We start from the raw sequence: 23,114 nt of genomic DNA, 5'->3' as shown, positions 1-23,114 counted from the left end.
CCAATCCTTAAAATTTCACAAAAACGAGCCCACCTGTGGGCAGGCTGGCTGGGTAGTTGGCGGGTACCCCGCGAGATCCCCTAGACGACGATGACTTTGACAGCGATAGTTAACTGAATCGTCGCCTGTTAAGTCAACGTAAATTATCAGGCTAAGTGTAACAGAACACATATAAATCTGGCTGAATGACAGATAAATAGCAGTGGAAAAATGGCAAAACCCAAACCGCAACGATATGGACAGGCCGACCTCGAGTTTTTGACCACCGAACCCCTGTTTCAGGGCTTCTTCGCCATGGACGCCGTCACCGTGCGCCACCGTCGCTTCGATGGCCAATGGAGCGACCCCGTGCGCCGGGAGCTTTTTGAGCGCGGCGACGCCGTGGTGGTGTTGCCCTACGACCCGGTGAGCGACCGGGTGATCCTGGTGGAACAGCTGCGGATTCCGGCGGCTCGGACCAGCGAGACCCCCTGGCTGCTGGAGCTGCCGGCGGGGATCATCGAAGCCGGAGAACCCCGGGAGTCGGTGGCGCGACGTGAGCTTATCGAAGAGACGGGACTGGAAGCCAAGTCTTTGACCTTTCTTTACAGTTTCCTGCCAAGCCCCGGTGCCTGCTCGGAGCGGCTCTACCTCTACCTGGCCGAGGTGGTGGCCCCTGAACCCGGCGAGGCCCGTTTTGGTCTGGACCACGAGCAGGAGGACATCCTGCGTCACGTGGTCAGCCGGGAGCAGGCCCTGGCCTGGGTGGCCGACGGCACCATCGACAACGCCAGTGCCATCATGGGCCTGCAGTGGTTGGCCCTAAACCACGCCAAGGTGTCGGGCAGTCCAGCATGAGCTCCCGACGCTATGTGCCCAACCTCAACCGCTTCCTGGCACTGTGTGGGCGCAACTACGTCACCCTGCAACGGCTCATCAATCGCGCCCGGCGCCACCAGGGGCAGGGGCCCTACCTGTGGCGCCACATCGACCACAACCTCGACCTGACCATCCGCATCCTGGAGCAGACCCCCTACACGGATCTGCTGGAGCTGGAGCGTCACTCGGCCCCCATTCCACACGTGACGGTGCCAAAAATGACCATCCGGCTGTATCATGACGCCCGATTGGCAGAAGTGTTAAGCAGTCAACAGATTTCGAGGTTGATGGCGGTGTATGAGTATCCGAATGACAAGATGCTGCAGCGAAACGAGAAATTTCAAGTTAATCTATTCCTCGCTGAGCTGCTGGCTCAGTTCAACCAGCGGGATTGGCTGACCGTCAGCCAGAGTGAGGAGAGTCGGAAAACGTGACCATTCGTGTGGACAGCATCGCCCCGAAACACCAGGACGGGGTGATCCGTTTGGCGCAGATCAGCGATCCCCACCTGTTTGCCAACAAGCACACCGGCTTTCTCGGCATCAATCCCTGGCGCAGCCTGAGCGCCGTGGTGGATCAGCTGCACCAGGCCGAGGGCCTGGACATGCTGCTGGCCACCGGCGACATCAGTCAGGATCACAGCGCCACCGCCTACCTCCACTTTGCCGAAGCGGTGGGCCCCCTGGGCCTACCTACCTACGCCCTGCCGGGCAACCACGATGCCCCGGAGCTGATGATCCGCGCCCTGTCGCAAACTCCGGTTAAGTACGGCCGTCGCGTCCTGGCTGGCAACTGGCAGATCCTGATGCTGGACTCCACGGTACTGGGCCTGCCCGCCGGCCACCTGGCGCTGGATGAGCTGCGCTGGCTGCACGCGGTGCTGGAATCCGCGCCCCTGTGTCCCACCCTGGTGGCGCTGCATCACCACCCCAAACCCACGGAATGCGCCTGGCTGGATCAGCACGGGCTGGATAACGGCGCTGAATTCCTGAGTCTGCTGTGTCGCTATCCCCAGGTGAAAGGGGTGATCTGGGGGCACGTCCACCAGAGCATGGACATGATGCACGAGCACATTCGCCTGCTGGCGGTGCCCTCCACCAGTATCCAGTTTCTGCCCAAGAACGACGGTTTCGCCCTGGACCGGGCGCAGCCGGGCTATCGCTTGCTGAATCTCCACCCGGACGGCACCCTGGAAACCCAGGTCAAACGGGTGCCCGGTGCCGACTTCCAGCCGGACCCCAGCGCCACCGGCTACTGACGGCCCCGGGACAAGGAAAGGATCCCATGCTGCTCTACCTGCACGGCTTCAACAGCGCCCCCAGTTCCACCAAGGCCACCCAGGTGGCCCGTTATTTGGCTCGCCACCACCCCAATGAACCGGTGGCCATCCCCCATCTGGCCACGGCGCCGAACCGGGCCCGGGATCAGATCCTGCCGCTGGCGGCGTCGGCCCTGAAGACGGGGGAGCCGCTGAGGCTGATGGGCAGCTCCCTGGGGGGTTACCTGGCCAGTTTCCTGCTGGAGTCTCTGGTGGCCGAGGTCGGTGAAGGGGATCTCAGGGCGGTGCTGATCAACCCCGCGGTGCGCCCCTACGAGCTGCTGGCGGATTACATCGGCGAGCAGGAAAACCCCTACACCGGCGAGCGATACCGGGTGGAGGCGGAACACATGGGCCAGCTGCAGGCGCTGGATACCCCGGTGCTGGCCCAGCCTGAGCGTTACCTGGTGCTGCTGCAGACCGGCGATGAGGTACTGGATTACCGCCAGGCCGAAACCAAGTACCGCCAGAGTGAGCTGCGGATTGAACGCGGCGGAGACCACAGTTTTCAAGGCTTTGAGCAGCGCCTGCCGGAAGCCATGGCCTTCCTGGGCCTGGCTTGAACCCACCACGGGGCCCTCGCTATGATGGCCCGATAACCCCGACTTGGAACACCCGATGAGCACGCAATACACCTCTGATGCCATTGAGGTACTCAGTGGACTGGAGCCGGTGCAGAAGCGTCCCGGCATGTACACCGAGACCACCCGCCCCAACCACATGGGCCAGGAAGTGATCGACAACAGCGTCGATGAAGCCCTGGCCGGCCACGCCAGCGAGATCCAGGTGATCCTCCACCCGGACCAATCCCTGGAAGTGATCGACGACGGCCGCGGTATGCCGGTGGACATCCACCCGGAGGAGGGGGTTCCCGGGGTGGAGCTGATCCTCTGTCGCCTCCACGCCGGGGGCAAGTTCTCCAACAAGAACTATCAGTTCTCCGGGGGCCTGCACGGGGTGGGGATCTCCGTGGTCAACGCCCTGTCCCGTCGGGTAGAGGTCACGGTGCGCCGGGACGCCCAGGTGTACGAGATCGCCTTCGAGCACGGCAACAAGGTGCAGGATCTCACCGTCACCGGCACCTGCGGTCGGCGCAACACCGGTACCCGGGTCCACTTCTGGCCGGATCCCAAGTATTTCGACTCCGAAAAATTTTCCGCCACCAGGCTGATTCACCTGCTGCGGGCCAAGGCGGTGCTCTGCCCCGGGCTCAAGATCCGCTTCGACGACAAGGTCAAGGGTGAGAAGCACGAGTGGCACTTCGAAGATGGCCTGCGGGATTACCTGGTCGACGCGGTGAAGGAGTGGCCCAAGCTGCCCGAAGAGCCCTTTGTCGGCACCTTCTCCGGCAACAACGAGGCGGTGGACTGGGCGGTGCTCTGGCTGCCCGAGGGTGGCGACAGCGTCGGCGAGTCCTACGTGAACCTCATCCCCACGGCGTTGGGGGGCACCCACGTCAACGGCTTCCGCCAGGGTCTGCTGGAGGCGATGCGGGAGTTCTGTGAGTTCCGTAACCTGCTGCCCCGGGGCGTGAAGCTGGGGCCGGAGGACATCTGGGACAAGGCCAGCTACATCCTCTCCACCAAGATGCAGGATCCCCAGTTTGCCGGCCAGACCAAGGAGCGGCTCTCCTCCCGTCAGGCCTCCGCCTTCGTCTCCGGGGTGGTGCGGGACGCCTTCAGTCTGTGGCTGAACGAGCACACCGACCAGGCCGAGCTGCTGGCGGAGCTGTGCATCAGCAACGCCCAGAGCCGGTTGCGCAAGGCCAAGAAGGTGGCGCGCAAGAAGGTCACCTCCGGACCGGCCCTGCCGGGCAAACTGACCGATTGCGCCGGCCAGGACGCCAGCCGCGGTGAGCTGTTCCTGGTGGAGGGGGACTCCGCCGGCGGCAGCGCCAAGCAGGCCCGTGACAAGGAGTTCCAGGCCATCATGCCGCTGCGGGGTAAGATCTTGAACACCTGGGAGGTGGACGCCGCTCAGGTGCTGGCCTCCCAGGAGGTGCACGACATCTCCGTGGCCATTGGCTGCGATCCGGACTCCGACGACATCTCCGGCCTGCGTTACGGCAAGATCTGCATCCTGGCGGACGCCGACTCCGATGGTCTGCACATCGCCACCCTGCTGTGCGCACTCTTTATGCAGCACTTCAAAACCCTGGTGGAGAACGGCCACGTTTACGTGGCGATGCCGCCACTGTTCCGCGTCGATGTGGGCAAAGAGGTGTTCTACGCCCTGGACGAGGGCGAGAAGCAGGGGATCCTCGACCGCATCGCCGCCGAGAAACTGCGGGGCAAGGTGCAGGTCACCCGCTTTAAGGGCCTGGGTGAGATGAACCCGGTGCAGCTGCGGGAGACCACCATGGATCCCAACACCCGCCGCCTGGTGCAGCTGACGGTGGACGACGCCGAGGCGACCATGGCGCTGATGGACATGCTGCTGGCCAAGAAACGGGCCGGCGATCGCAAGGAGTGGCTGGAGCGCAATGGCGATCTGGCCGAGCTGGAGAACTGACAAGGAGCAGCCGATGAGCGCGTTGAAGGGACGGATCCTTCCCCTGGCCCTGCTGGGGGCGATGACCATGACCACCGGAGCCCAGGCGGCCGAACCGGCGGCCGTGACCCAGGCTAACCTGCCCGCGGGTTTCAGCCTGGAGGTCTACGTCGACGGGGTCGAGAACGCCCGCCAGATGGCCTGGGGCGATCAGGGCACCCTGTTTGTCGGCTCCCGCAAGGCCGGCCGGCTCTACGCGGTGACCGACAGCAACGAGGATGGCCAACCGGACAAGGTACAGGTGCTGGCGGACGGGCTCTTCCTGCCCTCGGGCATCGCTTTTCGCGACGGCGATCTCTACGTCGCTGCGGTGAGCGAGATCCTCCGCTATGCCGACATCGAGTCCCGGCTGGTCAACCCCGGCGAGCCGGAGGTGGTGTACGACGATCTCCCCTCCGACGCCCACCACGGCTGGAAATACCTGGATTTTGCCCCGGACGGACGCCTAGTGGTGCCGGTGGGCGCCCCCTGCAACATCTGTAACCCCGCCGAACCCTACGCCACCATCCTGGCATTGGACCTGGAGCGGGGCCGGCGGGAGGTGTTGGCCCGGGGGGTGCGCAACTCCGTGGGCTTCGATTTCCACCCCGAGACCGGGGAGCTGTGGTTCTCCGACAACGGCCGGGACTTTATGGGGGACGATCTGCCGCCGGATGAGATCAACCGCCTGGAGAGCGTTGGGGCCCACTTCGGCTACCCCTACTGGCACGGCGGCCAGGTGGACGATCCGGAGTTTCCGCCGCCCAAGTCGATGCGCGCCGAGTTCGTGGACCCGGTGGCCCGGTTGCAGGCCCACGTGGCCCCGCTGGGGGTGCACTTCTACCAGGGCAGCCAGTTTCCCAAGCGCTATCAGCAGGCGCTCTTTATCGCCGAGCACGGCAGCTGGAACCGCAGCACCAAGGTGGGCTACCGCATCAGCGCGCTGATCCCCGATGGGGGTGAGAATGGCGGCTACGAAGTGGTGGTGGACGGTTGGCTGGAGGGCGAAACGCCCCTGGCCCGACCGGTGGCCTTTTTGCCCCACCCGGACGGCTCTTTGCTGATTTCTGACGATTATAAGGGCCGGATCTACCGGCTCAGTTACAACCCCGGCGACGCCGGAAAGTGAGTACCATGACCGACCATACCGCGATGAGCCTGGAGGGCGTGGAGCAGCAGCCTCTGCGCCAGTTCACCGAGCAGGCGTACCTCAACTACGCCATGTACGTGATCATGGACCGGGCCCTGCCCCACGTGGGGGATGGCCTCAAGCCGGTGCAGCGGCGCATCATCTACGCCATGAGCGAGTTGGGCCTGTCCGCCACCGCCAAGTACAAGAAATCCGCCCGCACCGTGGGCGACGTGCTGGGTAAATACCACCCCCACGGGGACAGCGCCTGTTACGAGGCGATGGTGCTGATGGCCCAGCCTTTCACCTACCGCTACCCGCTGGTGGATGGTCAGGGCAACTGGGGGGCGCCGGACGATCCCAAGTCCTTCGCCGCCATGCGTTACACCGAATCCCGCCTGTCCCGCTTCTCCGAGGTGCTGCTGTCCGAGCTGGGGCAGGGCACCGTCGACTGGGGGCCCAACTTCGATGGCACCCTGAAAGAGCCCAAGCTGCTGCCGGCCCGATTGCCCCACATCCTGCTCAACGGGGTGACCGGCATCGCCGTGGGCATGGCTACCGACATCCCGCCCCACAACGCCCGTGAGGTGGCCGACGCCTGTGCCCACCTGCTGGAGCACCCCAAGGCGGAACTCGAGGAGTTGATGCAGTTCGTTCAGGGGCCCGATTACCCCACGGCGGCGGAGATCATCACCCCCAAGGCCGACATCGCCAAGATCTACAGCACCGGCAAGGGCTCCATCAAGATGCGCGCCGTCTACCAGGTGGTGGACGGGGAGGTGGTCATCACCGCGCTGCCTCACCAGGTTTCCGGGGCCAAGCTGATTGAACAGATCGCCAGCCAGATGCAGGCCAAGAAGCTGCCCATGGTGACGGACTTGCGGGACGAGTCGGACCACGAGAACCCGGTGCGTCTGGTGGTGGTGCCGCGCTCCAACCGCATCGACACCGAGCAGCTGATGGCCCACCTGTTCGCCACCACGGATCTGGAGAAGAGCTACCGGGTCAACCTCAACATGCTGGGGCTGGACAACCGTCCCGGGGTGCGGGGCCTGAAGTCGATCCTCAGCGAGTGGCTGGTTTACCGGACCGAGACGGTGCGCCGTCGTCTGCAGCATCGCCTGGATAAGGTGCTGGCCCGGCTGCACATCCTCGAAGGCCTGCTGATCGCCTTCCTCAACATCGACGAGGTGATTGAGATCATCCGCACCGAGGAGGATCCCAAGGCCGCGCTGATGAGCCGCTTCGGTCTGTCGGAGAAGCAGGCGGAGGCGATCCTAGAGATCAAGCTGCGTCAGTTGGCCAAGCTCGAGGAGATGAAGATCCGCGGCGAGCAGGAGGAGCTGGCTAAGGAGCGGGACAAGCTGGAGCTGATCCTCTCCTCCGAGCGCCGCCTCAAGACTTTGGTGAAAAAGGAGCTGCTGGCGGACGCCGAGACCTACGGCGACGATCGACGCAGCCCGCTGGTGGCCCGGGCTGAGGCCAAGGCCCTCAGCGATCAGGATCTGACCCCCGCCGAACCGGTCACCGTGGTGATGAGCGAAAAGGCCTGGGGCCGCTGCGCCAAAGGCCACGACGTGGACCCGGAAGGCCTCTCCTACAAGGCCGGCGATGGCTACCTGGCCCACGCCCGGGGACGCAGCAACCAGCCGGTGGTGTTCCTGGAAAGCTCGGGGCGCGCCTACACCACCGAGCCTCACAGTCTGCCCTCCGCCCGCAGTCAGGGGGAGCCCCTGTCCGGGCGCTTCAACCTGGTGGCCGGCTCCCGTCTGGAGCACGTGCTGATGGGGGCCGAGGAGGAGCATTACCTGCTGGCCAGCGACGCCGGCTACGGCTTCATTGGCCAGTTCAAGGAGATGGTCAGCCGCAACAAGGCGGGCAAGGCCCTGCTGACGGTGCCTGTGGGGGCGGAGATCCTGCCGCCACGGCGGATTGCGGACCAGGCCAGTGATCGCCTGCTGGCCATCAGCACCGAGGGGCGGATGCTGCTGTTCCCCCTGTCCCAGCTGCCGGTGCTGGCCAAGGGCAAGGGCAACAAGATCATCGGCATCCCCGGCGAGCGGGCCAAGAGCCGGGAGGAGTACGTCAAACACCTGCTGGTGCTGCCGCAGAACGCCCAGGTCACCCTCTGGGCCGGCAAGCGCAAGCTGACCCTCAAGCCCGACGATCTGGAACACTACCTGGGCGAGCGCGGCCGACGAGGCAACAAACTGCCCCGAGGCCTGCAGCGGGTCGACCGGGTGGAGCTGCAGCTGCCCGACGAAGGTTAACCTCCAGGGGCCGCAGCGCGGCCCCTGCTTCTTTTCATCCAAGCGAGCCGAGTCATGCGCGTACTGAGTCCCGAAACCTTTCCCCGTCAGCAGCAGTTTGATCACTTCCAGCAGGTGGCGGTGCCCTATGTGGGGATCTGTGCCGACGTCGAAGTGCAGGCCTTGCTGGCCCTGTGCCGGGCCGAGGGCTGGTCCGCCTACCGGGCCACGCTCTACGCCATCGCCCAGGTGGCCGAAGAGCTGGAGTGGCTGCGCTGGCGCATCCGCGACGGCCAGGTGATCTGCCACGACCGCCTGGACAGCGCCATCACGGTGCTGGGGGAGGACAACCAGGTGCGTTTCACCACGGTGCCCTGGCAGCCTGACTGGCCGGCGTTCGATCGCGCGGCGCAAAAGGTCAGTGCCGAGGCGGCGGCCTCCACCGCCCTCTACAACGGCAACCCGGCGGGCGATGAGGACGATGATCTGCTCTACCACTCCTGCGTGCCCTGGCTGCGCTTTACCCAGATGATCCAGCCGATGCCGCTGAACCCGGCCTGCTCCATCCCGCGCATCATGTGGGGCAAGTACGACGTCCAGGGGGCGCGCACCCTGATGCCGGTGGTGATCCAGGCCCACCACGCCCTGGCGGACGGTTTGCACCTGGCCCAGTTCTTCCAGGTGCTGCAGCGCAAACTCGATGAACCGGGCTTGTGGCTTCGATCCTGAATTCGGCGCACAAGCGTTAACCGAAATCGTTGCCTGGGGGGGCGACTGTCCCTATACTGGGCGCCCCCTGAGTTTCCGGAGTTGTGTGCGTGCTGTTACTCTTCCGATCCTTGATCCTGTCAGTCCTGCTGGTACTGGTGTTCCTTCTGTCCCTGGTCTATTCGCTGTTTCAGCCGTTTCACCGGGACAACGTGCATCGCATCGCTCGTTACTTTGGCAAGGTGTCCCCGCTGCTGGGCCTCAAGGTGATCCGCCGTGGGGAGGAGCGCATGAAGCCGGAGCCGGCGGTGGTCTACGTCGGCAACCACCAGAACAACTTCGACCTCTTTATCCAGAGCTCCATGGTGCCCAAGGGCACCGTCAGCATCGGCAAGAAGAGCCTGGTGTGGATCCCCTTTTTCGGTCAGCTCTACTGGCTGACCGGCAACATCCTGATTGACCGGAAAAACCGTTCCAAGGCCATCGCCACCATCGAAAACGCCGCCCGCAAGATCCGGGACAAGGCGCTGTCGGTGTGGATCTTCCCCGAGGGCACCCGTTCCCGGGGCCGCGGCCTGCTGCCGTTCAAAAGCGGCGCCTTCCACACCGCCATCCAGGCCGGGGTGCCTATTGTGCCGGTGATCTCCTCCTGCCAGGGGGACATCAAGCTGGGTCGACGTAAAAACGGCGTGGTGATCGTCGAAGCCCTGGAGCCCATCTGCACCAAGGGGCTGAGCCGGGAAGACGTGCGGGAGCTGGCGCAGAAGGTCTACGATGTGATGCAGAAGCGTTTTGAAGAGCTTAACGCCGAAGCGCGCAGACTCAGCCAGGCCAGCGCGGTATAATGGCCGCATTGCGTTAGGAGAAAACCATGGCCCTGGAACAACTGATTGCCGAGCAGCAGGAAGAGACCCGCGAGATCGTCGAGGCCCTGCTGGAGGATGGCTCCGTCAAGGACGCCAAGTACACCATCGAACACCACTTCGCCAGCGCCAACTTTGATGCCCTGGAGAAGGCGGCGGTGGACGCCTTTAAGGCCGGCTACGAGGTGGAGGACGCCGAAGAGGTGGAGCTGGACGACGGCGCCATCGTGTTCTGCTTCGATGCAGTAACCGAGCATGAGCTGGACATCGAGCGGCTGGACAAGGATTGCGAGGCGCTGATCCGGCTGGCGGACAAGCACGATGTGCTGTACGACGGTTGGGGCACCTACTTTATCGAGCCGGAAGAGGCTTAAAGTTAACGGAAAAGGCAGCCAGGGGGCTGCCTTTTTAGTGCCTTGTCCGCCGTGCAAACTGGCTGAATCGACTATAGTTATTCGCTGTTGTCCCCCAAACCGGAGAGGCAAGAGATGAAAGAGTTCAGCGGAGAAGATCGACGCCACCTCCAGCGTCGGCAGCAGGTGGACCGGCGGCTGGAGCTGCGTTGGGAGCCGGGTAAAGAGGACCGACGTCAGGGTTCCGGACGGCGCAAGGAGGACCGGCTCAGGACTTACGGTCTCTAAGATCCTTCTGCCAAAACTCGATGTCGAGCCAGCGGTCGAACTTGTAGCCCACCCGAAGCAGCTGGCCTTGCTGCACAAAGCCCAGCTTCTGGTGCAGCGCGGCACTGGCGGGGTTGGGGCTGGTCACCACGGCGATGGCCTGCTGGATCCCCTGGGCGGTGAGCGCTTGGAGTAAGGCCTGGTAGAGGCGCGTTCCCACCCCTTTTCCCTTGGCGGACTCTGCCAGGTAGACCGTAGTCTCGGCACAGTAGCGGTAAGCGCTGCGGGGCTTGAACGCCGTGGCGTAGGCGTACCCCAAACACTCCCCCCGTTCACTCTCCGCCACCAGCAGCGGGTAGCTACTCTGGATGGCGCTCAGCCGCTCGGCCATCTCGGCCTCGCTCAGCGGCGTCTCCTCGAAGGTCGCGGTGTGGTGACACACATGGTGGTTGTAGATGGCGGTGATGGCCGCGGTGTCCCGCGCCTCGGCCGGGCGGAGCTTCATGCCAGCTCCAGCCGGTTACGGCCATTCTGCTTGGCCTGGTACAGCGCCTTGTCGGCCCGATCAAACCAGGCCTGGGCCGAGTCCAGTTCGTGGCTGTAGGCGCACAGGCCCAGACTGACGGTGATCTTGAGCTTCTGGGGCACCGCCAGGGTCATCTCGGCCACCGCTTCGCGCAGCCGCTCCGCCAGGATCTTGCCCTGCTCCACCCGGGTCTCCGTCAGTAGGATGACAAACTCCTCCCCCCCGTAGCGGGCCACCAGATCGGTTTTGCGCAGCGAGTGGCCCAGCAGCTTGCCCAGCTCGTTGAGCACCTGATCCCCGGCGCCGTGGCCGTACTGGTCATTGACCGACTTGAAGTGATCGACGTCCACCACCACCAGGCAGCTGGGGGGCTGGTAGCGGCGGCAACGCTGATACTCCTGCTCCAGGGCCCGCTCCCACTGGCGTCGATTGGCCAACCCGGTGAGCGGGTCCAGCTGGCTGAGCTGCTCCAGCTTCTCGTTAGCGGTACTGAGCTGTTGCCGGTCTGCCGCCTGCACGCTGACGTCATAGAGGATGAGCGCCGCGTGGCTGACCTCGCCCCGGGTGTCCTGCAGCGGCTGGATGGTCATGTTCTGACACATCATCTGGTTGCCGCCGGTGACCGGACGGGAGTAGGCAAAGGGAAAGACAAAGGGGCGCTGCTCCCACACGGTAAAGGAGCGGCTGTTGAGCAGAAAGGCGGCTTCCAACTTACTGATCAGCCACTGGCGGGGCAGATCGGGAAAGAGTTCGAACAGCGACTGCTGACGCACCTCGCGGGCGCTGAGCCCGGAGTGGTTCTCCATAAAGCCGTTCCACATCTCCACCTGGTAATCCCGGTTGATCACCACCAGCCCCACCTCGATGCCGTGCAGCAGCTGGGACAGTCGGTGCAGATGCTCCATCTCGTGTTGTTTCACAGGCTACTCCAGCAGGTACTGCAAGTTGTGCTCAAGGCGAGTGAGGCTGTTCTGGGGGAAGAACAGCAGCAGATCGCAGAGGATCCGGTGGTTGGTAAGCCGATAGCTGATCTCCACCGCCAGGGTCTGGCCCTCCAGGTGGCAGGTGGGCACGCTGCTGAGCACCACAGGGTGGCTCTGGCAGAAGGGGATGTGCAGCTGCTGCGACAGGCCGCTTAAGAAGGAGGCGAACAGCAAATTGGCGGTGTCCATCTGCACCTCCAGCCGGGCAGCTTCGGTGTCCACCTCCACCAGCCCCATCAGCTTGCCCATGCTCTCGTAGCAGCTGCGCTCGAACAGCAGCAGGGCCTCCCCGGCAATGCCGTTGCCGATAAAGCCCTGGGAGATCACCTTGAGGTTGTCGTCGCTGAATGACTCGGCCAGCAGCATCTCCATCTCGCTGGAGCGCAGGCGGCGCAGTTTGGGCACCGGCAGCTCGATAAAGGCCCCCAGCACCTGGGCCATGGCGTCGGCAGCCCGTCCCATGGCGATGTTGCAGATCTCCCGCAGGGCGTCGTCCATGGCCACTTCGCTCAGCCCGTGGTGATTGAGTTCACCACTGCGGTAGAGATCGAACTGGACCAACTGGGATTTGAGCTCGGCGGCGCCGACGGGTTTTTTCAGGAAGTGCAGGGCCCCCAGATCCATCACCCGCTGGTAGGCCTGGGGCTGGATGTCGGCGGAGACCACCAGCACCTTGGGGGCGCCGGGTTGGCCCTGGAGTCGCTCAAGCACACCGTAGCCATCGAGCTTGGGCATGTTGAGATCGAGAAACAGCAGTTCGGCGGGGCGCTGGGCCAGTTGGGCCAGGGCGTCTTCACCGTCAACGGCATAGCGGATCTGGGCGTCCCAGTCCTGGGGCAGGCTGCGCGCCAGTTGCTTGCGCGCCATGGCGGAATCGTCGCAGATCAGTACCTGTACAGCCAACAGCCCGCCTCCTGCAGGATTGCCGATGAGTCTGCCCGCTAGTGTATTGAAATGCCTTAGGGTTGTCAGCAATTTAACAATCCTGATACGTTACTGGTCGGAGCAGAGGAGGCGCAGATGGAAGATCGGATTTTGTACCAGGTTCGGGATGGGGTGGCCTACGTCACTCTCAACCGACCAGAGAAGCGCAACGCCCTGGACACCGCCAGTTTCAAGGGGATCCTGGCGGTCCAGAAAAAGATCGCCAAGGACCGGGGCGTGCGGGCGGTGATCCTCAGTGGCGCCGGGGAGGATTTCTGCTCCGGCCTGGACGTCAAGTCGATGCTGAGCCAGCCCCGCAAAGCGGTGGAGCTGCTGGCCAAGTGGCTGCCCTGGCAGGCCAACAAGGCCCAGCGGGTGAGCACCGGCTGGCGGGACCTGCCGGTGCCGGTGTTTGCGGTGCTGCACGGGCGGACCTGGGGCGGTGGTCTGCAGGTGGCCCTGGGGGCGGACTTTCGCCTGGCCACGCCGAACAGTGACCTGTCGGTGATGGAGGCGCGCTGGGGCCTGATCCCCGACATGGGGGGCAGTCTGGCGCTGCGGGAGCTGATGGCCGCCGATCAGGCCCTGTGGCTGGCGATGAGTGCCGAGCGGGTGGACGCCAAGCAGGCGCTGAAGCTGGGGCTGTTGACCGAGGTGTGCGACGATCCCCTGGCCCGGGCCGAGGCCATGGTGGCCACCCTGGCCAGCCGCTCACCCGATACGGTGGCGGCGGTGAAGGGGCTGTTCCGACGCCGGGCGCTGCCCGGGGCCGGGCGTCTGCTGGCCTCGGAGACCTGGCGGCAAATTCGCGTCATGCTGGGCAAGAACCAGCGCATTGCGGTGGCCCGTCAGCAGGGGAAGGAGAAGGCCTACCTGCCGAGGAAAAGCTGGTGATGCCGGCATAAAAAAAGCCCCGCTTGGCGGGGCTTTTTTTTTGGCTCAGAGCGCTTACTCGTCGAGGAAGCTCTTGAGGATCTCGGAGCGGGAGGGGTGGCGCAGCTTGCGCAGGGCCTTGGCCTCGATCTGACGGATCCGCTCACGGGTCACGTCAAACTGCTTGCCCACCTCTTCCAGGGTGTGGTCGGTGTTCATCTCGATACCGAAGCGCATCCGCAGCACCTTGGCTTCCCGGGCGGTCAGACCGGCCAGCACCTCGGCGGTGGCCGCCTTGAGGCTCTCGGAGGTGGCGGAGTCCACCGGCTGGGCCAGGGTGGTGTCCTCGATGAAGTCCCCCAGATGGGAATCTTCGTCGTCGCCGATGGGGGTCTCCATGGAGATGGGTTCCTTGGCGATCTTCAACACCTTGCGGATCTTGTCCTCCGGCATCAGCATGCGCTCGGCCAGCTCCTCCGGGGTTGGCTCGCGGCCCATCTCCTGCAGCATCTGACGGGAGATGCGGTTGAGCTTGTTGATGGTCTCGATCATGTGCACCGGGATCCGGATGGTCCGGGCCTGGTCCGCAATGGAGCGGGTGATCGCCTGACGGATCCACCAGGTGGCGTAGGTGGAGAACTTGTATCCGCGACGGTACTCGAACTTGTCCACCGCCTTCATCAGGCCGATGTTGCCCTCCTGGATCAGATCCAGGAACTGCAGGCCGCGGTTGGTGTACTTCTTGGCGATGGAGATCACCAGACGGAGGTTGGCTTCCACCATCTCCTTCTTGGCGCGGCGGGCCTTGGCCTCACCGATGGACATGCGGCGGTTGATGTCCTTGATCTTGGCGATGGAGAGGCCGGTTTCCACCTGGATCTGGGCCAGCTTCTGAACGCAGCGGTTGATCTCGTCCTGATGCTCGGCCAGGGCCGCGCTGTAGGATTTGCCGGCGTCGATCTCGGCCTGCACCCACTCGGTTTCGGACTCGTGGCCAGCGAAGCACTTGAGGAAGTTCTTCTTCGGCATCTTGCACTGCTCGACACAGGTCTTCATGATCAGGCGCTCTTGAACCCGCACGCGGTCCATCATGGAGCGCATGTTGTTCACCAGCACGTCGAACTGCTTGGGCACCAGACGGAACTCTTTGAACAGCTCCGACAGCTTGGTGATGATCATCGCCGCTTCGAGGGAGTCCCGACCGTGGTCTTCGAAGGCTTTCTGCACCAGCTCGTAGTGCTCACGCAACGCGGTGAACTTCTCCTTCGCCTGGACCGGATCCGGGCCGCTCGGAGTGTCGTCATCGTCGTCGTCCTCCTCCTCCTCGTCCTCGTCCTCCAGCTCCTCCTTGGGCAGCTCGGAGCCAACGTGGGTGGCGGTGGGGGCTTCCTCCTCCTCGGTGACGAAGCCGGCGATGATCTCCGCCAGACGGATCTCTTCCGCCTCGAAGCGGTCCCACTGCTCCAGCAGGAAGCTGATCGCTTCGGGGTACTCGGCGATGGAGCACTGCACCTGGTTGATGCCGTCCTCGATGCGCTTGGCGATCAGGATCTCGCCTTCGCGGGTCAGCAGCTCGACGGTACCCATCTCACGCATGTACATGCGCACCGGATCCGTGGTGCGTCCCAGCTCACCCTCAACGCTGGCCAGGGCCTGGGCGGCCGCTTCGGCCGCGTCTTCGTCGGTGGCGTCTTCGGACATCATGAGCTCGTCCTGGTCCGGAGCGGACTCAAAGACCTGGATGCCCATGTCGTTAATCATCTGGATAATATCTTCGATCTGGTCGGAATCGACCATGTCCGCCGGCAGGTGATCATTCACCTCGGCGTAAGTCAAATAGCCTTGCTCTTTGCCTTTGGCGACCAAGAGCTTAAGTTGCGACTGCGGAGTTTGATCCATTGATATCATCCACTTAAGGTTAGGAACTCGGTGTAGCGGCTGTTGACGCGCAAATAGCCAATTATAACGGTCTTGTCTAGTGGCCGCTAGCCTTAGACGATTGCCTCAGGGCTGCCAAGGCCTCATGGAGCCCCTGCAGTTGGCGCAGCTCATCGGTAGTGATGGTGCCGTCGCGGGCTTTCTGATCCAGGGACTCGGATAAGTGTTCCAGGAAACGTTGGTTAAGCCACTGTAAACAATCGAAAAACTCTTTCTCCAGGTGGTCATCCACCTCGATCTGCCAGCCCAGCAATTTGCGCAGGATGGCGTGGTTGGGGGTCCCCCGGTAACGCTCCATCAGCTGCGCGGTGCTCAAGGGCGCCGGCCGGCAGATCTCCAGCATCTCCTTAAAGAGTGAGACGCCGCCAAGCGACAGGTGTTCCAGTGCCACCTGGGGTTCCAGGTTGTGCCCCAGCTGGGGCGACTGCAGCAGCAGGGCGATGGCCCGGCGAATGGGGGTGCCGCGGCCCTGTTGCGCCTGCTTCTGCGGGGCCGAAACCGGCTTGGCCGCCTGGAAGTGCTGTCGTGCGCCCCAGCCCAGCTCCTTCTCCAGGCGCTGGATGAGGGCCTCCTGCAATACGCCGTCACCAATCTGGGCGATCAGTGGCCGGATGCGGTTGAGGAAACTGGCCTTGCCCTCGTCGCCCCCCAGCTCCACCTCCTGTCGCAGGTGGTTGAATAGGTAATCCGACAGCGGGATCGCCTTCTCGATGCGGGCCTCGAAGGCGGTCTGGCCCTCTTTGCGCACCAGGCTGTCCGGATCTTCCCCATCCGGCAGGAACATGAACTTCAGCGCCTTGCCGCTTTTGAGCATCGGCAGGGCGGTTTCCAGGGCCCGCCAGGCGGCCTCGCGTCCGGCCCGGTCGCCGTCGTAGCAGCAGACCACCTCCTGGCTGGCGGTGCGCATCAGCATCTGTACGTGATCTGCGGTGGTGGAGGTGCCCAGGGACGCCACCGCGTAGTCGATGCCGTGTTGGGCCAGGGCCACCACGTCCATGTAGCCCTCCACCACCAGCACCCGCTCGGGGCTGCGGTGCTGTTGGCGCAACTCATAAAGGCCGTACAGCTCCCGGCCCTTATGGAAGATCGGGGTCTCCGGGGAGTTGAGGTACTTGGGGGTGTCATCGCCCAGCACCCGACCGCCGAAGGCGATCACCCGACCGCGACGGTCCAGGATGGGGAACATCAGTCGATCGCGGAAGCGGTCGTAGCGTTTGCCCCCCTCCTTCTCGATCAGCATGCCGCACTCGGCCAGCTTTTTCTGACCGGCGTTGTTGCCGCGCTGCTGGGCCAGCAGGTTGTCCCAGCCCGGGGGCGCAAAGCCGATGCCGAAACGTTTGACCGTTTCGCCATCCAGGCCCCGACCCTTGACGTAGTCGATCACCTTCTCTTTTTCCGGGTGCTGACGCAGCTGCTGCTGGTAGTACTTGGCCGCCCAGGCCATCAGGGCGTAGTGATCGTCCAGCTTGGGACCCTGGGCCGGTTTGCCCCCGCCGCTCCCGCCCCCGCGGCCACTACGGCCGGGGCCGGAGGATTCCCGGGGCACCTCGATGCCCAGAGTGCCGGCCAGCTCTTCGATGGCATCGACAAACTCCAGCCGGTCGTACTCCATCACGAAGTCGATGGCGTTGCCGTGGGCGCCGCAGCCGAAACAGTGGTAGAACTGCTTGTCCTGGCTGACGGTAAAGGAGGGGGTCTTTTCGTTGTGGAAGGGGCAGCAGGCGTGGTAGTTCTTGCCCGCCTTTTTCAGCTTCACTCGGCCGTCGATCAGCTCGACAATGTCGAGGCGCGATAGCAGTTGATCGATGAAATCTCTTGGGATCCGACCGGCCACGTGTCGCCTAACCTCCAGTTTGGAATTCGGTGTTCTTTATCACAAACAAGCAAGCCGTGCAGTAGGCACGGCTTGTTGCTGTGATCGGGGTTGAGCGTTCAGCTCAGCTGAGCCTTGATCTTCTGGCTCACCACGGCCATGTCGGCCCGCCCCTGGACCTGCGGTTTCAGCAGACCCATCACTTTGCCCATCTCCTGCATCGAGCTGGCGCCACTGTCAGCCAGGGCCTTCTCAATCAGGGCAGTCAGCTCTTCCTCGCTCAGGGGCTGAGGGAGAAACTCCTGGAGCACCACCACTTCGGCGGCTTCCACGTCGGCCAGGTCCTGACGACCGGCTTCCTCGTACTGTTTGATGGAATCCCGACGCTGCTTAACCATCTTGGTCAGCACCGCGGTGATCTCGTCATCGCCGAGGGTCGACTGGGAGTCAACTTCTACCTGTTTGATGGCCGCCAAGGCCAGGCGGATGGTGCCCAGGCGTGCCTTTTCTTTGGCACGCATGGCCGCCTTTTGGGCGTCTTTCAGTTGCTCGATCAGAGACATGATCAGTACAGACGAGTACGACGGGCGTTTTCGCGAGCCAGCTTCTTAGCTTGACGCTTGGAAGCGGCCGCTTTGGCGCGCTTGCGAGCAGTGGTCGGCTTCTCGTAGTGCTCACGGCGACGAACTTCAGACAGGACACCTGCCTTTTCGCAGGAACGCTTGAAGCGACGCAGAGCTACGTCGAAGGGCTCATTTTCACGAACTTTGATTACCGGCATGTGCCTTTCACCTCGAAAAAACTTCGGTTGGGGCTGGTCACTCTTTGAGCAGCCACGATTCAAAATGGTGCGAAATTCTACTTCGAACACGACCGGCTTGTAAAGCCCATCGATGACACGGCTGGCTTAAGAATTACAGCAACGCTAGAATTGCGCCACTTTGACCATAAGACGAGAGTTTACCATGCGGGTTTTGGGCATAGAAACCTCCTGCGATGAAACCGGCATCGCCATCTACGATGAGCGTGAGGGCCTGCTCTCCCACGCCCTCTACAGCCAGGTGAAACTGCACGCCGACTACGGTGGGGTGGTGCCCGAGCTGGCCTCTCGGGATCACGTTCGCAAACTGGTGCCCCTGGTGCGCCAGGCGCTGGCCGACGCAAAGGTCGACCCCCAGTCCCTGGACGGCGTGGCCTATACCGCCGGCCCCGGGCTTATCGGTGCCCTGCTGGTGGGCGCCTGCGCCGGTCGCTCCCTGGCCTACGCCTGGGGGATCCCCGCGGTGGCGGTGCACCATATGGAGGGCCACCTGCTGGCGCCCATGCTGGAGGAGACGCCGCCGGCGTTCCCCTTTGTGGCGCTGCTGGTCTCCGGCGGCCACACCATGCTGGTGCGGGTGGACGGCATCGGTCAGTACCAGGTGCTGGGGGAGTCCATCGACGACGCCGCCGGCGAGGCGTTCGACAAGACCGCCAAGCTGATGGGGCTGGACTACCCCGGCGGCCCCCTGCTGGCCAAGCTGGCGGCCCAGGGCAGTGCTGGCCGATTCAAGTTCCCCCGGCCGATGACCGACCGTCCTGGCCTGGACTTCAGCTTCTCCGGCCTTAAGACCTTTGCCGCCAACACCATTGCCGCCCACGGTGAGGAGGCCCTGGCGGACATCGCCCGGGCGTTCGAGGACGCGGTGGTGGATACCCTGGCGATCAAATGCCGCCGGGCGCTGGATCAGACCGGACTCAAGCGCCTGGTGGTGGCCGGGGGCGTCAGCGCCAACCGGCACCTGCGGGCCCAACTGGCCGAGATGATGGCCAAGCGGGGGGGCGAGGTGTTCTACCCCCGGCCGGAGTTTTGCACCGACAACGGCGCCATGATCGCCTACGCCGGTCTGCAGCGCCTTAAGGCCGGCGAGACCCAGCCTTTGGCGGTGAAGGGGCAGCCCCGCTGGCCGCTGGATCAGCTGTCGGCACCGGGCGCCTAAGAAAAGGGGCCCATCAACGCCGCGCGAGACTCAGTCCGCGCGGCGTTTTTTTTGCCCGAGTTTGGGCTCGGTGCCGCGCCACAGCCGGACGATGTTGGCGCGGTGGCGCCAGAGGATGAGCAGGGAGACCAGCACCACGGAGCCGGTGTACTGGGCTTTAAAGAGGTAGGTATATAGTGGGGCCACGATGCAGGTGACGATAGCGCCCAGGGAGGAGTAGCGGGTCACCAGGGCCACCAGCAGCCAGGTCACCACCAGAGCGCCGGTCATGTCCCAGCCGATGGGGGCCATGGCGCCGAAGGCAGTGGCCACCCCTTTGCCCCCCTTAAAGGCGAAGAACAGGGGGTAGATGTGGCCCAGGCAGGCCGCCGCGCCCACCAGGGCCAGGGCCAGGGGATCCAGACCGAGGAAGTAGCCGCCCCAGACCGGGATGGTGCCCTTGAGGATGTCGAACAGCAGCACCAGGATGGCGGGGAGTTTGCCTCCCAAACGCAATACGTTGGTGGCGCCGGGGTTGTGGGAGCCGTGCTCCCGGGGGTCCGGCAGGCCCCAGAGGCGACACACCAGCACGGCGCTGGAGATCGATCCCAGCAGGTAGGCGCAAAGGATGAAAACCCCTGTCAGCATCACCGTCACCGTGCTTTTTTCCCCCAGTCAGTTACGTTATCATCCGTCGCCCAAACCGGGGAACTTCCCCCGTTGCTGCAATCGAACTAGGGTATCCGACCCACCGCGGGAGCGCCAGTAACAACATGACCGACCACGTATTTATCCAAGGACTCGAATGCCAGGCCGTGATTGGCGTGTTCGAGTGGGAGAAAGCGATCCGGCAGACCCTGGTGCTGGACCTCGAGATGGCGTGGGATAACCGCAAGGCGGCCGCCGCCGACGACTACTCCCAAGCGCTCTGCTACGACAGCGTCAGCAAGGCGGTGACCGAGCTGGTGGAGGGCACCCCTCACGAGCTGGTGGAGACGGTGGCGGAGAAGGTGGCGGCCCTGGTGCAGAGCCGCTTTGCCGTGGCCGGGGTGCGGGTCCGGGTCAGCAAGCCCGGCGCGGTGGCCAACGCCCGCACCGTGGGCGTGCAGATCCAGCGTGGCCAGCTCTGATGGCCATCATCTACATCAGCCTGGGCAGCAACATCGACGCCGAGGCCCACATCCGCAAGGGGCTGGATGACCTGGCCGCCGAGTACACCAACCTGACCCTCTCGACGGTGTTCGAGTCCGAGGCGGTGGGGTTCGAGGGGGAGAACTTCCTCAACCTGGTGGCCCGGGCCGAAACCGAGCAGAGCATCGAGCAGGTGGTGGCCCGCTTCAAGGCCATCGAGGCGGACCACGGCCGCACCCGCGGGGCCAAGAAGTTTGCCCCCCGCACCCTGGATCTGGACCTGCTGCTCTACGACCAGGTGCGCTGCGAACGCCCCGTGGTGCTGCCGCGCCCGGAGATCTACCACAACGCCTTTGTGCTCTGGCCATTGGCGGAGCTGGCACCGGATCTGGTGCCGCCGGGCCAGCCCCACAGTCTGGGCGCGCTCTGGCAGGCGTACGACAAAACCCAACAACAACTCTGGCCGGTGCCCTTTCACTGGCCGACCCTTTGATTCTTCTTTAACAAGGAACGCAACTCGTGGATCCGATTCAGGCGATAGTCCTGGCCATCATTCAGGGCCTGACCGAATTTCTGCCCATCTCCAGCTCGGCTCACCTGATCCTGCCCGCCCAGATGTTTGGCTGGGAAGACCAGGGGCTGGCCTTCGATGTGGTGACTCACGCCGGCACCCTGGCGGCGGTGATCCTCTACTTCCGCAAGGACATCGCCAACCTGCTCTCCCATTGGCTGGTCTCCTTTACCGGTGAGCACAGCGAGTACAGCCGCCAGGCCTGGCTCATCATCCTGGCCACCATCCCGGCGGGCCTGGCGGGGCTGATGTTCAACGACGTCATCTCCACCTCCTTGCGCTCCACCACGGTGATCGCCACCACCACCTTGGTGTTCGGTCTGCTGATGTGGTACGCCGACGCCAACCCCAGCCAGCAGAAAGAGCTGAAGGACATCACCTGGCAGCTGGCCCTGCTGATCGGTCTGGCTCAGGCACTGGCGCTGATCCCCGGCACCTCCCGCTCCGGGGCCACCATCACCGCGGCCCTGCTGCTGGGCCTGACCCGCCTCAGCGCCGCCCGCTTCTCCTTCCTGCTGTCCATCCCGATCACCCTGGCGGCCAGCGGCTACGAGTCCCTGGGACTGCTGAAGAACCCCGAGCCGGTGGACTGGCTGCCCCTGACCCTGGGCGCCGTGGTGGCCTTCTTCTCGGCCTATGCCTGTATCCACCTATTCCTCAAGGCCATCGGCCGCATGGGCTTGATGCCCTTCGTGGTCTACCGACTGGCGCTGGCGGGGATCCTGTTCGCCTTCTTCGTCTGAAGAACCGCACGCAAAAAAGGGACGCCAATGGGCGTCCCTTTTTGTTGTTTGAGGCTCGGGTTATTGCGCCGCTTTCCAGCGGGCCAGCACCTGGGTGCGGCGCCGGGCTAGCTCATCGCGGATCGCCGCGCCGGTAAAGCCATCCGCCACCACCGCTTTGACCGCCACCCGGTTGGCCTCGGCCAAGGCGGCTCTCAGGTAGTCGGAGGCGGGGTAGGGGGTTTCGTCCTGACCCGGACGGCCCTGGGCATCGCACTGGCAACACAGCAGCACCTGCTCGAAGCGTTCGACCTTGCGCCAGGCATCCAGCTGGTCAAACAGCCGCACCAGGGTGCTGGGTTTGAGCTCCGCGGCCCGGTGGACAATCAGGTGGAACTCGGCCACCAGCTGCGCCAGCTCCCGGTAGTCGTTGGGCACCCGCAGCCGCTCGCACAGGGCCTTGAGTGGCTTCAGTCCGGCACGCTCATGGCCGATGTGGCGGGGCCACTGGGCTTCGGGGGTCAGCCCCTTACCCAAATCATGCACCAGCACGGCGAAGCGCTGTGCCGGTTCGGCTTTCAGGGTCACCGCCCGGGCCAGAGCCTTCAGGCTGTGCTGCCAGGCGTCCAGGCCCCCGTGCCACTGGGTCGGCTGGGGCACCCCTTGCAGCGCCGCTAACTCGGGAAACAGCACGGTTAGGGCGCGACACTCGGCCAGCACCTGGAAGTAAACCTCCGGGTGGGGCTCGGTCAGGGCGCGGGCGGTCTCCTGCCAGACCCGCTCGGCACTGAGAAAATCCAGCTCGCCGCTGTCGCTTAGGCGGCCCATCAGCGCCAGGGTCTCATCCGCGACGGTAAAACCCAGGTGGTGGAAACGGGCGGCGAAGCGGGCCACCCGCAGCACCCGCAGCGGATCCTCCTCGAAGGCGGGGGAGACGTGGCGTAGCTGGCGAGCCTTAAGGTCGGCCTGGCCGCCGTAGGGATCATGCAGGGTGCCATCCTGGCCCCGGGCCATGGCGTTGATGGTCAGGTCCCGGCGCTTGAGATCCGCCTCCAGGGTCACCGAGGGGGCGGCGTCGAAGTCGAAGCCACCGTAGCCGCGGCCGGTCTTACGCTCGGTGCGGGCCAGGGCGTACTCCTCGCCGCTGTCGGGGTGCAGAAACACCGGAAAGCTCTTGCCCACCTGGCGATAGCCCAGGGCCGTCATCTGCTCGGCGCTGGCCCCCACCACCAGGTGGTCCCGATCCTTCACCGGGATCCCCAGTAACTCGTCGCGGACGGCGCCGCCCACCAGATAGATCTCCACAGGCACTCCTTGGTTCTCAGAACCGCCATTATAGGCAGGGAGCGTTTTGACAAGCCATGGGGAACCTCGTACCTTGAATCCGATCCCCAATTTTGC

24 protein-coding genes are annotated in these 23,114 nt (G+C 64.2%); 15 read left to right on the top strand and 9 right to left on the bottom strand.

The genetic code is table 11. The features are described from left to right. Positions 1-210: 210 nt before the first annotated feature. The 10 genes from KUV81_RS16585 (at position 211) to rraB (ending at position 10,028) form a co-directional block, all read left to right on the top strand. Entirely contained in the window at positions 211-837 is a 627-nt protein-coding gene (locus KUV81_RS16585) for an NUDIX domain-containing protein (protein ID WP_222545005.1), read from the top strand. Beyond that, positions 834-1,292 (top strand): DUF1249 domain-containing protein, encoded by a 459-nt coding sequence (locus KUV81_RS16580; protein ID WP_222545004.1) that lies wholly within the window; start codon positions 834-836, stop codon positions 1,290-1,292. The genes KUV81_RS16585 and KUV81_RS16580 overlap by 4 nt, the downstream gene beginning before the upstream one ends. Continuing rightward, complete coding sequence (gene cpdA, locus KUV81_RS16575; protein ID WP_315900096.1) at positions 1,289-2,116, top strand: 3',5'-cyclic-AMP phosphodiesterase; 828 nt, start codon at positions 1,289-1,291, stop codon at positions 2,114-2,116. The genes KUV81_RS16580 and cpdA overlap by 4 nt, the downstream gene beginning before the upstream one ends. Before the next feature lie 26 nt (positions 2,117-2,142). Further along, entirely contained in the window at positions 2,143-2,739 is a 597-nt protein-coding gene (locus KUV81_RS16570) for a YqiA/YcfP family alpha/beta fold hydrolase (protein WP_222545003.1), read from the top strand. Positions 2,740-2,794: 55 nt separating this feature from the next. Beyond that, positions 2,795-4,687 (top strand): DNA topoisomerase IV subunit B, encoded by a 1,893-nt coding sequence (gene parE / locus KUV81_RS16565; protein ID WP_222545002.1) that lies wholly within the window; start codon positions 2,795-2,797, stop codon positions 4,685-4,687. A 61-nt stretch (positions 4,688-4,748) separates the two neighbouring features. Continuing rightward, positions 4,749-5,834 carry a PQQ-dependent sugar dehydrogenase gene (locus tag KUV81_RS16560; protein ID WP_222545040.1) on the top strand — a complete coding sequence of 362 codons (1,086 nt, stop codon included), beginning with the start codon at positions 4,749-4,751 and terminating at the stop codon, positions 5,832-5,834. 5 nt (positions 5,835-5,839) lie between these two features. After that, on the top strand, positions 5,840-8,104 hold the full coding sequence (gene parC, locus KUV81_RS16555) for a DNA topoisomerase IV subunit A (protein WP_222545001.1): 2,265 nt from the start codon (positions 5,840-5,842) through the stop codon (positions 8,102-8,104). A gap of 54 nt (positions 8,105-8,158) precedes the next feature. Continuing rightward, positions 8,159-8,812 carry a CatA-like O-acetyltransferase gene (locus KUV81_RS16550; protein ID WP_222545000.1) on the top strand — a complete coding sequence of 218 codons (654 nt, stop codon included), beginning with the start codon at positions 8,159-8,161 and terminating at the stop codon, positions 8,810-8,812. Positions 8,813-8,901: 89 nt separating this feature from the next. After that, entirely contained in the window at positions 8,902-9,636 is a 735-nt protein-coding gene (locus KUV81_RS16545) for a 1-acylglycerol-3-phosphate O-acyltransferase (RefSeq protein WP_222544999.1), read from the top strand. A 26-nt stretch (positions 9,637-9,662) separates the two neighbouring features. Further along, complete coding sequence (gene rraB / locus KUV81_RS16540) at positions 9,663-10,028, top strand: ribonuclease E inhibitor RraB (RefSeq protein ID WP_222544998.1); 366 nt, start codon at positions 9,663-9,665, stop codon at positions 10,026-10,028. A gap of 247 nt (positions 10,029-10,275) precedes the next feature. Here rraB and KUV81_RS16535 read toward each other — a convergent pair whose 3' ends face one another. Genes KUV81_RS16535 through KUV81_RS16525 form a run of 3 tightly spaced genes read right to left on the bottom strand, consistent with a single transcriptional unit; the run spans position 10,276 to position 12,686 of the window. Next, positions 10,276-10,779: a GNAT family N-acetyltransferase gene (locus KUV81_RS16535; protein ID WP_222544997.1), complete on the bottom strand. Its 504-nt coding sequence runs from the start codon at positions 10,777-10,779 to the stop codon at positions 10,276-10,278. After that, positions 10,776-11,720 (bottom strand): sensor domain-containing diguanylate cyclase, encoded by a 945-nt coding sequence (locus tag KUV81_RS16530; RefSeq protein ID WP_222544996.1) that lies wholly within the window; start codon positions 11,718-11,720, stop codon positions 10,776-10,778. Before KUV81_RS16530 ends, KUV81_RS16535 begins: the two co-directional genes overlap by 4 nt. A gap of 3 nt (positions 11,721-11,723) precedes the next feature. Next, positions 11,724-12,686, bottom strand: coding sequence for a response regulator (locus KUV81_RS16525; protein WP_222544995.1), 963 nt, complete (start codon positions 12,684-12,686; stop codon positions 11,724-11,726). Between the two features lie 117 nt (positions 12,687-12,803). Between KUV81_RS16525 and KUV81_RS16520 the strand changes: the two genes are divergently transcribed. After that, positions 12,804-13,601, top strand: coding sequence for a crotonase/enoyl-CoA hydratase family protein (locus KUV81_RS16520; protein WP_222544994.1), 798 nt, complete (start codon positions 12,804-12,806; stop codon positions 13,599-13,601). A 54-nt stretch (positions 13,602-13,655) separates the two neighbouring features. Here KUV81_RS16520 and rpoD read toward each other — a convergent pair whose 3' ends face one another. The 4 genes from rpoD to rpsU form a co-directional block, all read right to left on the bottom strand. Beyond that, entirely contained in the window at positions 13,656-15,479 is a 1,824-nt protein-coding gene (gene rpoD, locus KUV81_RS16515; RefSeq protein ID WP_222544993.1) for an RNA polymerase sigma factor RpoD, read from the bottom strand. A 76-nt stretch (positions 15,480-15,555) separates the two neighbouring features. Then, complete coding sequence (dnaG, locus tag KUV81_RS16510; RefSeq protein WP_222544992.1) at positions 15,556-17,352, bottom strand: DNA primase; 1,797 nt, start codon at positions 17,350-17,352, stop codon at positions 15,556-15,558. Positions 17,353-17,450: 98 nt separating this feature from the next. Next, positions 17,451-17,894 (bottom strand): GatB/YqeY domain-containing protein, encoded by a 444-nt coding sequence (locus KUV81_RS16505; protein WP_222544991.1) that lies wholly within the window; start codon positions 17,892-17,894, stop codon positions 17,451-17,453. Positions 17,895-17,896: 2 nt separating this feature from the next. After that, on the bottom strand, positions 17,897-18,112 hold the full coding sequence (gene rpsU / locus KUV81_RS16500) for a 30S ribosomal protein S21 (protein WP_013346774.1): 216 nt from the start codon (positions 18,110-18,112) through the stop codon (positions 17,897-17,899). A 184-nt stretch (positions 18,113-18,296) separates the two neighbouring features. Between rpsU and tsaD the strand changes: the two genes are divergently transcribed. Continuing rightward, positions 18,297-19,310 carry a tRNA (adenosine(37)-N6)-threonylcarbamoyltransferase complex transferase subunit TsaD gene (gene tsaD / locus KUV81_RS16495; protein WP_222544990.1) on the top strand — a complete coding sequence of 338 codons (1,014 nt, stop codon included), beginning with the start codon at positions 18,297-18,299 and terminating at the stop codon, positions 19,308-19,310. A 30-nt stretch (positions 19,311-19,340) separates the two neighbouring features. Here the strand turns inward: tsaD and plsY are convergent, their stop codons facing one another. Further along, positions 19,341-19,937, bottom strand: coding sequence for a glycerol-3-phosphate 1-O-acyltransferase PlsY (gene plsY, locus KUV81_RS16490; protein ID WP_222544989.1), 597 nt, complete (start codon positions 19,935-19,937; stop codon positions 19,341-19,343). 125 nt (positions 19,938-20,062) lie between these two features. On the opposite strand from plsY, the gene folB reads away from it, so the two are divergent. The 3 genes from folB to KUV81_RS16475 are packed head-to-tail and all read left to right on the top strand — an operon-like array spanning position 20,063 to position 21,734. After that, the gene (gene folB, locus KUV81_RS16485) at positions 20,063-20,419 is read left to right on the top strand and encodes a dihydroneopterin aldolase (RefSeq protein WP_222544988.1); all 357 of its coding nucleotides are present in this window, start codon (positions 20,063-20,065) and stop codon (positions 20,417-20,419) included. Continuing rightward, positions 20,419-20,913 carry a 2-amino-4-hydroxy-6-hydroxymethyldihydropteridine diphosphokinase gene (gene folK / locus KUV81_RS16480; RefSeq protein WP_222544987.1) on the top strand — a complete coding sequence of 165 codons (495 nt, stop codon included), beginning with the start codon at positions 20,419-20,421 and terminating at the stop codon, positions 20,911-20,913. The genes folB and folK overlap by 1 nt, the downstream gene beginning before the upstream one ends. 26 nt (positions 20,914-20,939) lie before the next feature. Next, positions 20,940-21,734 carry an undecaprenyl-diphosphate phosphatase gene (locus KUV81_RS16475; protein ID WP_222544986.1) on the top strand — a complete coding sequence of 265 codons (795 nt, stop codon included), beginning with the start codon at positions 20,940-20,942 and terminating at the stop codon, positions 21,732-21,734. 60 nt (positions 21,735-21,794) lie between these two features. Here KUV81_RS16475 and KUV81_RS16470 read toward each other — a convergent pair whose 3' ends face one another. After that, entirely contained in the window at positions 21,795-23,018 is a 1,224-nt protein-coding gene (locus KUV81_RS16470; protein ID WP_222544985.1) for a multifunctional CCA addition/repair protein, read from the bottom strand. Positions 23,019-23,114 lie beyond the last annotated feature (96 nt).

This window comes from Ferrimonas balearica (assembly GCF_019802085.1).
In the GTDB taxonomy this organism is placed as follows: domain Bacteria; phylum Pseudomonadota; class Gammaproteobacteria; order Enterobacterales; family Shewanellaceae; genus Ferrimonas; species Ferrimonas balearica_B.
This window is presented reverse-complemented; position numbering and strand designations above follow the sequence as displayed.

Bases quoted from the DNA above. Each gene is read 5' to 3' on its own strand.
- KUV81_RS16585 (WP_222545005.1), top strand. From the start codon at position 211: ATGGCAAAACCCAAACCGCAACGATATGGACAGGCCGACCTCGAGTTT.
- KUV81_RS16580 (WP_222545004.1), top strand. From the start codon at position 834: ATGAGCTCCCGACGCTATGTGCCCAACCTCAACCGCTTCCTGGCACTG.
- KUV81_RS16570 (WP_222545003.1), top strand. From the start codon at position 2,143: ATGCTGCTCTACCTGCACGGCTTCAACAGCGCCCCCAGTTCCACCAAG.
- parE (WP_222545002.1), top strand. From the start codon at position 2,795: ATGAGCACGCAATACACCTCTGATGCCATTGAGGTACTCAGTGGACTG.
- KUV81_RS16560 (WP_222545040.1), top strand. From the start codon at position 4,749: ATGACCATGACCACCGGAGCCCAGGCGGCCGAACCGGCGGCCGTGACC.
- parC (WP_222545001.1), top strand. From the start codon at position 5,840: ATGACCGACCATACCGCGATGAGCCTGGAGGGCGTGGAGCAGCAGCCT.
- KUV81_RS16550 (WP_222545000.1), top strand. From the start codon at position 8,159: ATGCGCGTACTGAGTCCCGAAACCTTTCCCCGTCAGCAGCAGTTTGAT.
- rraB (WP_222544998.1), top strand. From the start codon at position 9,663: ATGGCCCTGGAACAACTGATTGCCGAGCAGCAGGAAGAGACCCGCGAG.
- KUV81_RS16535 (WP_222544997.1), bottom strand. From the start codon at position 10,779: ATGAAGCTCCGCCCGGCCGAGGCGCGGGACACCGCGGCCATCACCGCC.
- KUV81_RS16520 (WP_222544994.1), top strand. From the start codon at position 12,804: ATGGAAGATCGGATTTTGTACCAGGTTCGGGATGGGGTGGCCTACGTC.
- rpoD (WP_222544993.1), bottom strand. From the start codon at position 15,479: ATGGATCAAACTCCGCAGTCGCAACTTAAGCTCTTGGTCGCCAAAGGC.
- KUV81_RS16505 (WP_222544991.1), bottom strand. From the start codon at position 17,894: ATGTCTCTGATCGAGCAACTGAAAGACGCCCAAAAGGCGGCCATGCGT.
- rpsU (WP_013346774.1), bottom strand. From the start codon at position 18,112: ATGCCGGTAATCAAAGTTCGTGAAAATGAGCCCTTCGACGTAGCTCTG.
- tsaD (WP_222544990.1), top strand. From the start codon at position 18,297: ATGCGGGTTTTGGGCATAGAAACCTCCTGCGATGAAACCGGCATCGCC.
- plsY (WP_222544989.1), bottom strand. From the start codon at position 19,937: ATGCTGACAGGGGTTTTCATCCTTTGCGCCTACCTGCTGGGATCGATC.
- folB (WP_222544988.1), top strand. From the start codon at position 20,063: ATGACCGACCACGTATTTATCCAAGGACTCGAATGCCAGGCCGTGATT.
- folK (WP_222544987.1), top strand. From the start codon at position 20,419: ATGGCCATCATCTACATCAGCCTGGGCAGCAACATCGACGCCGAGGCC.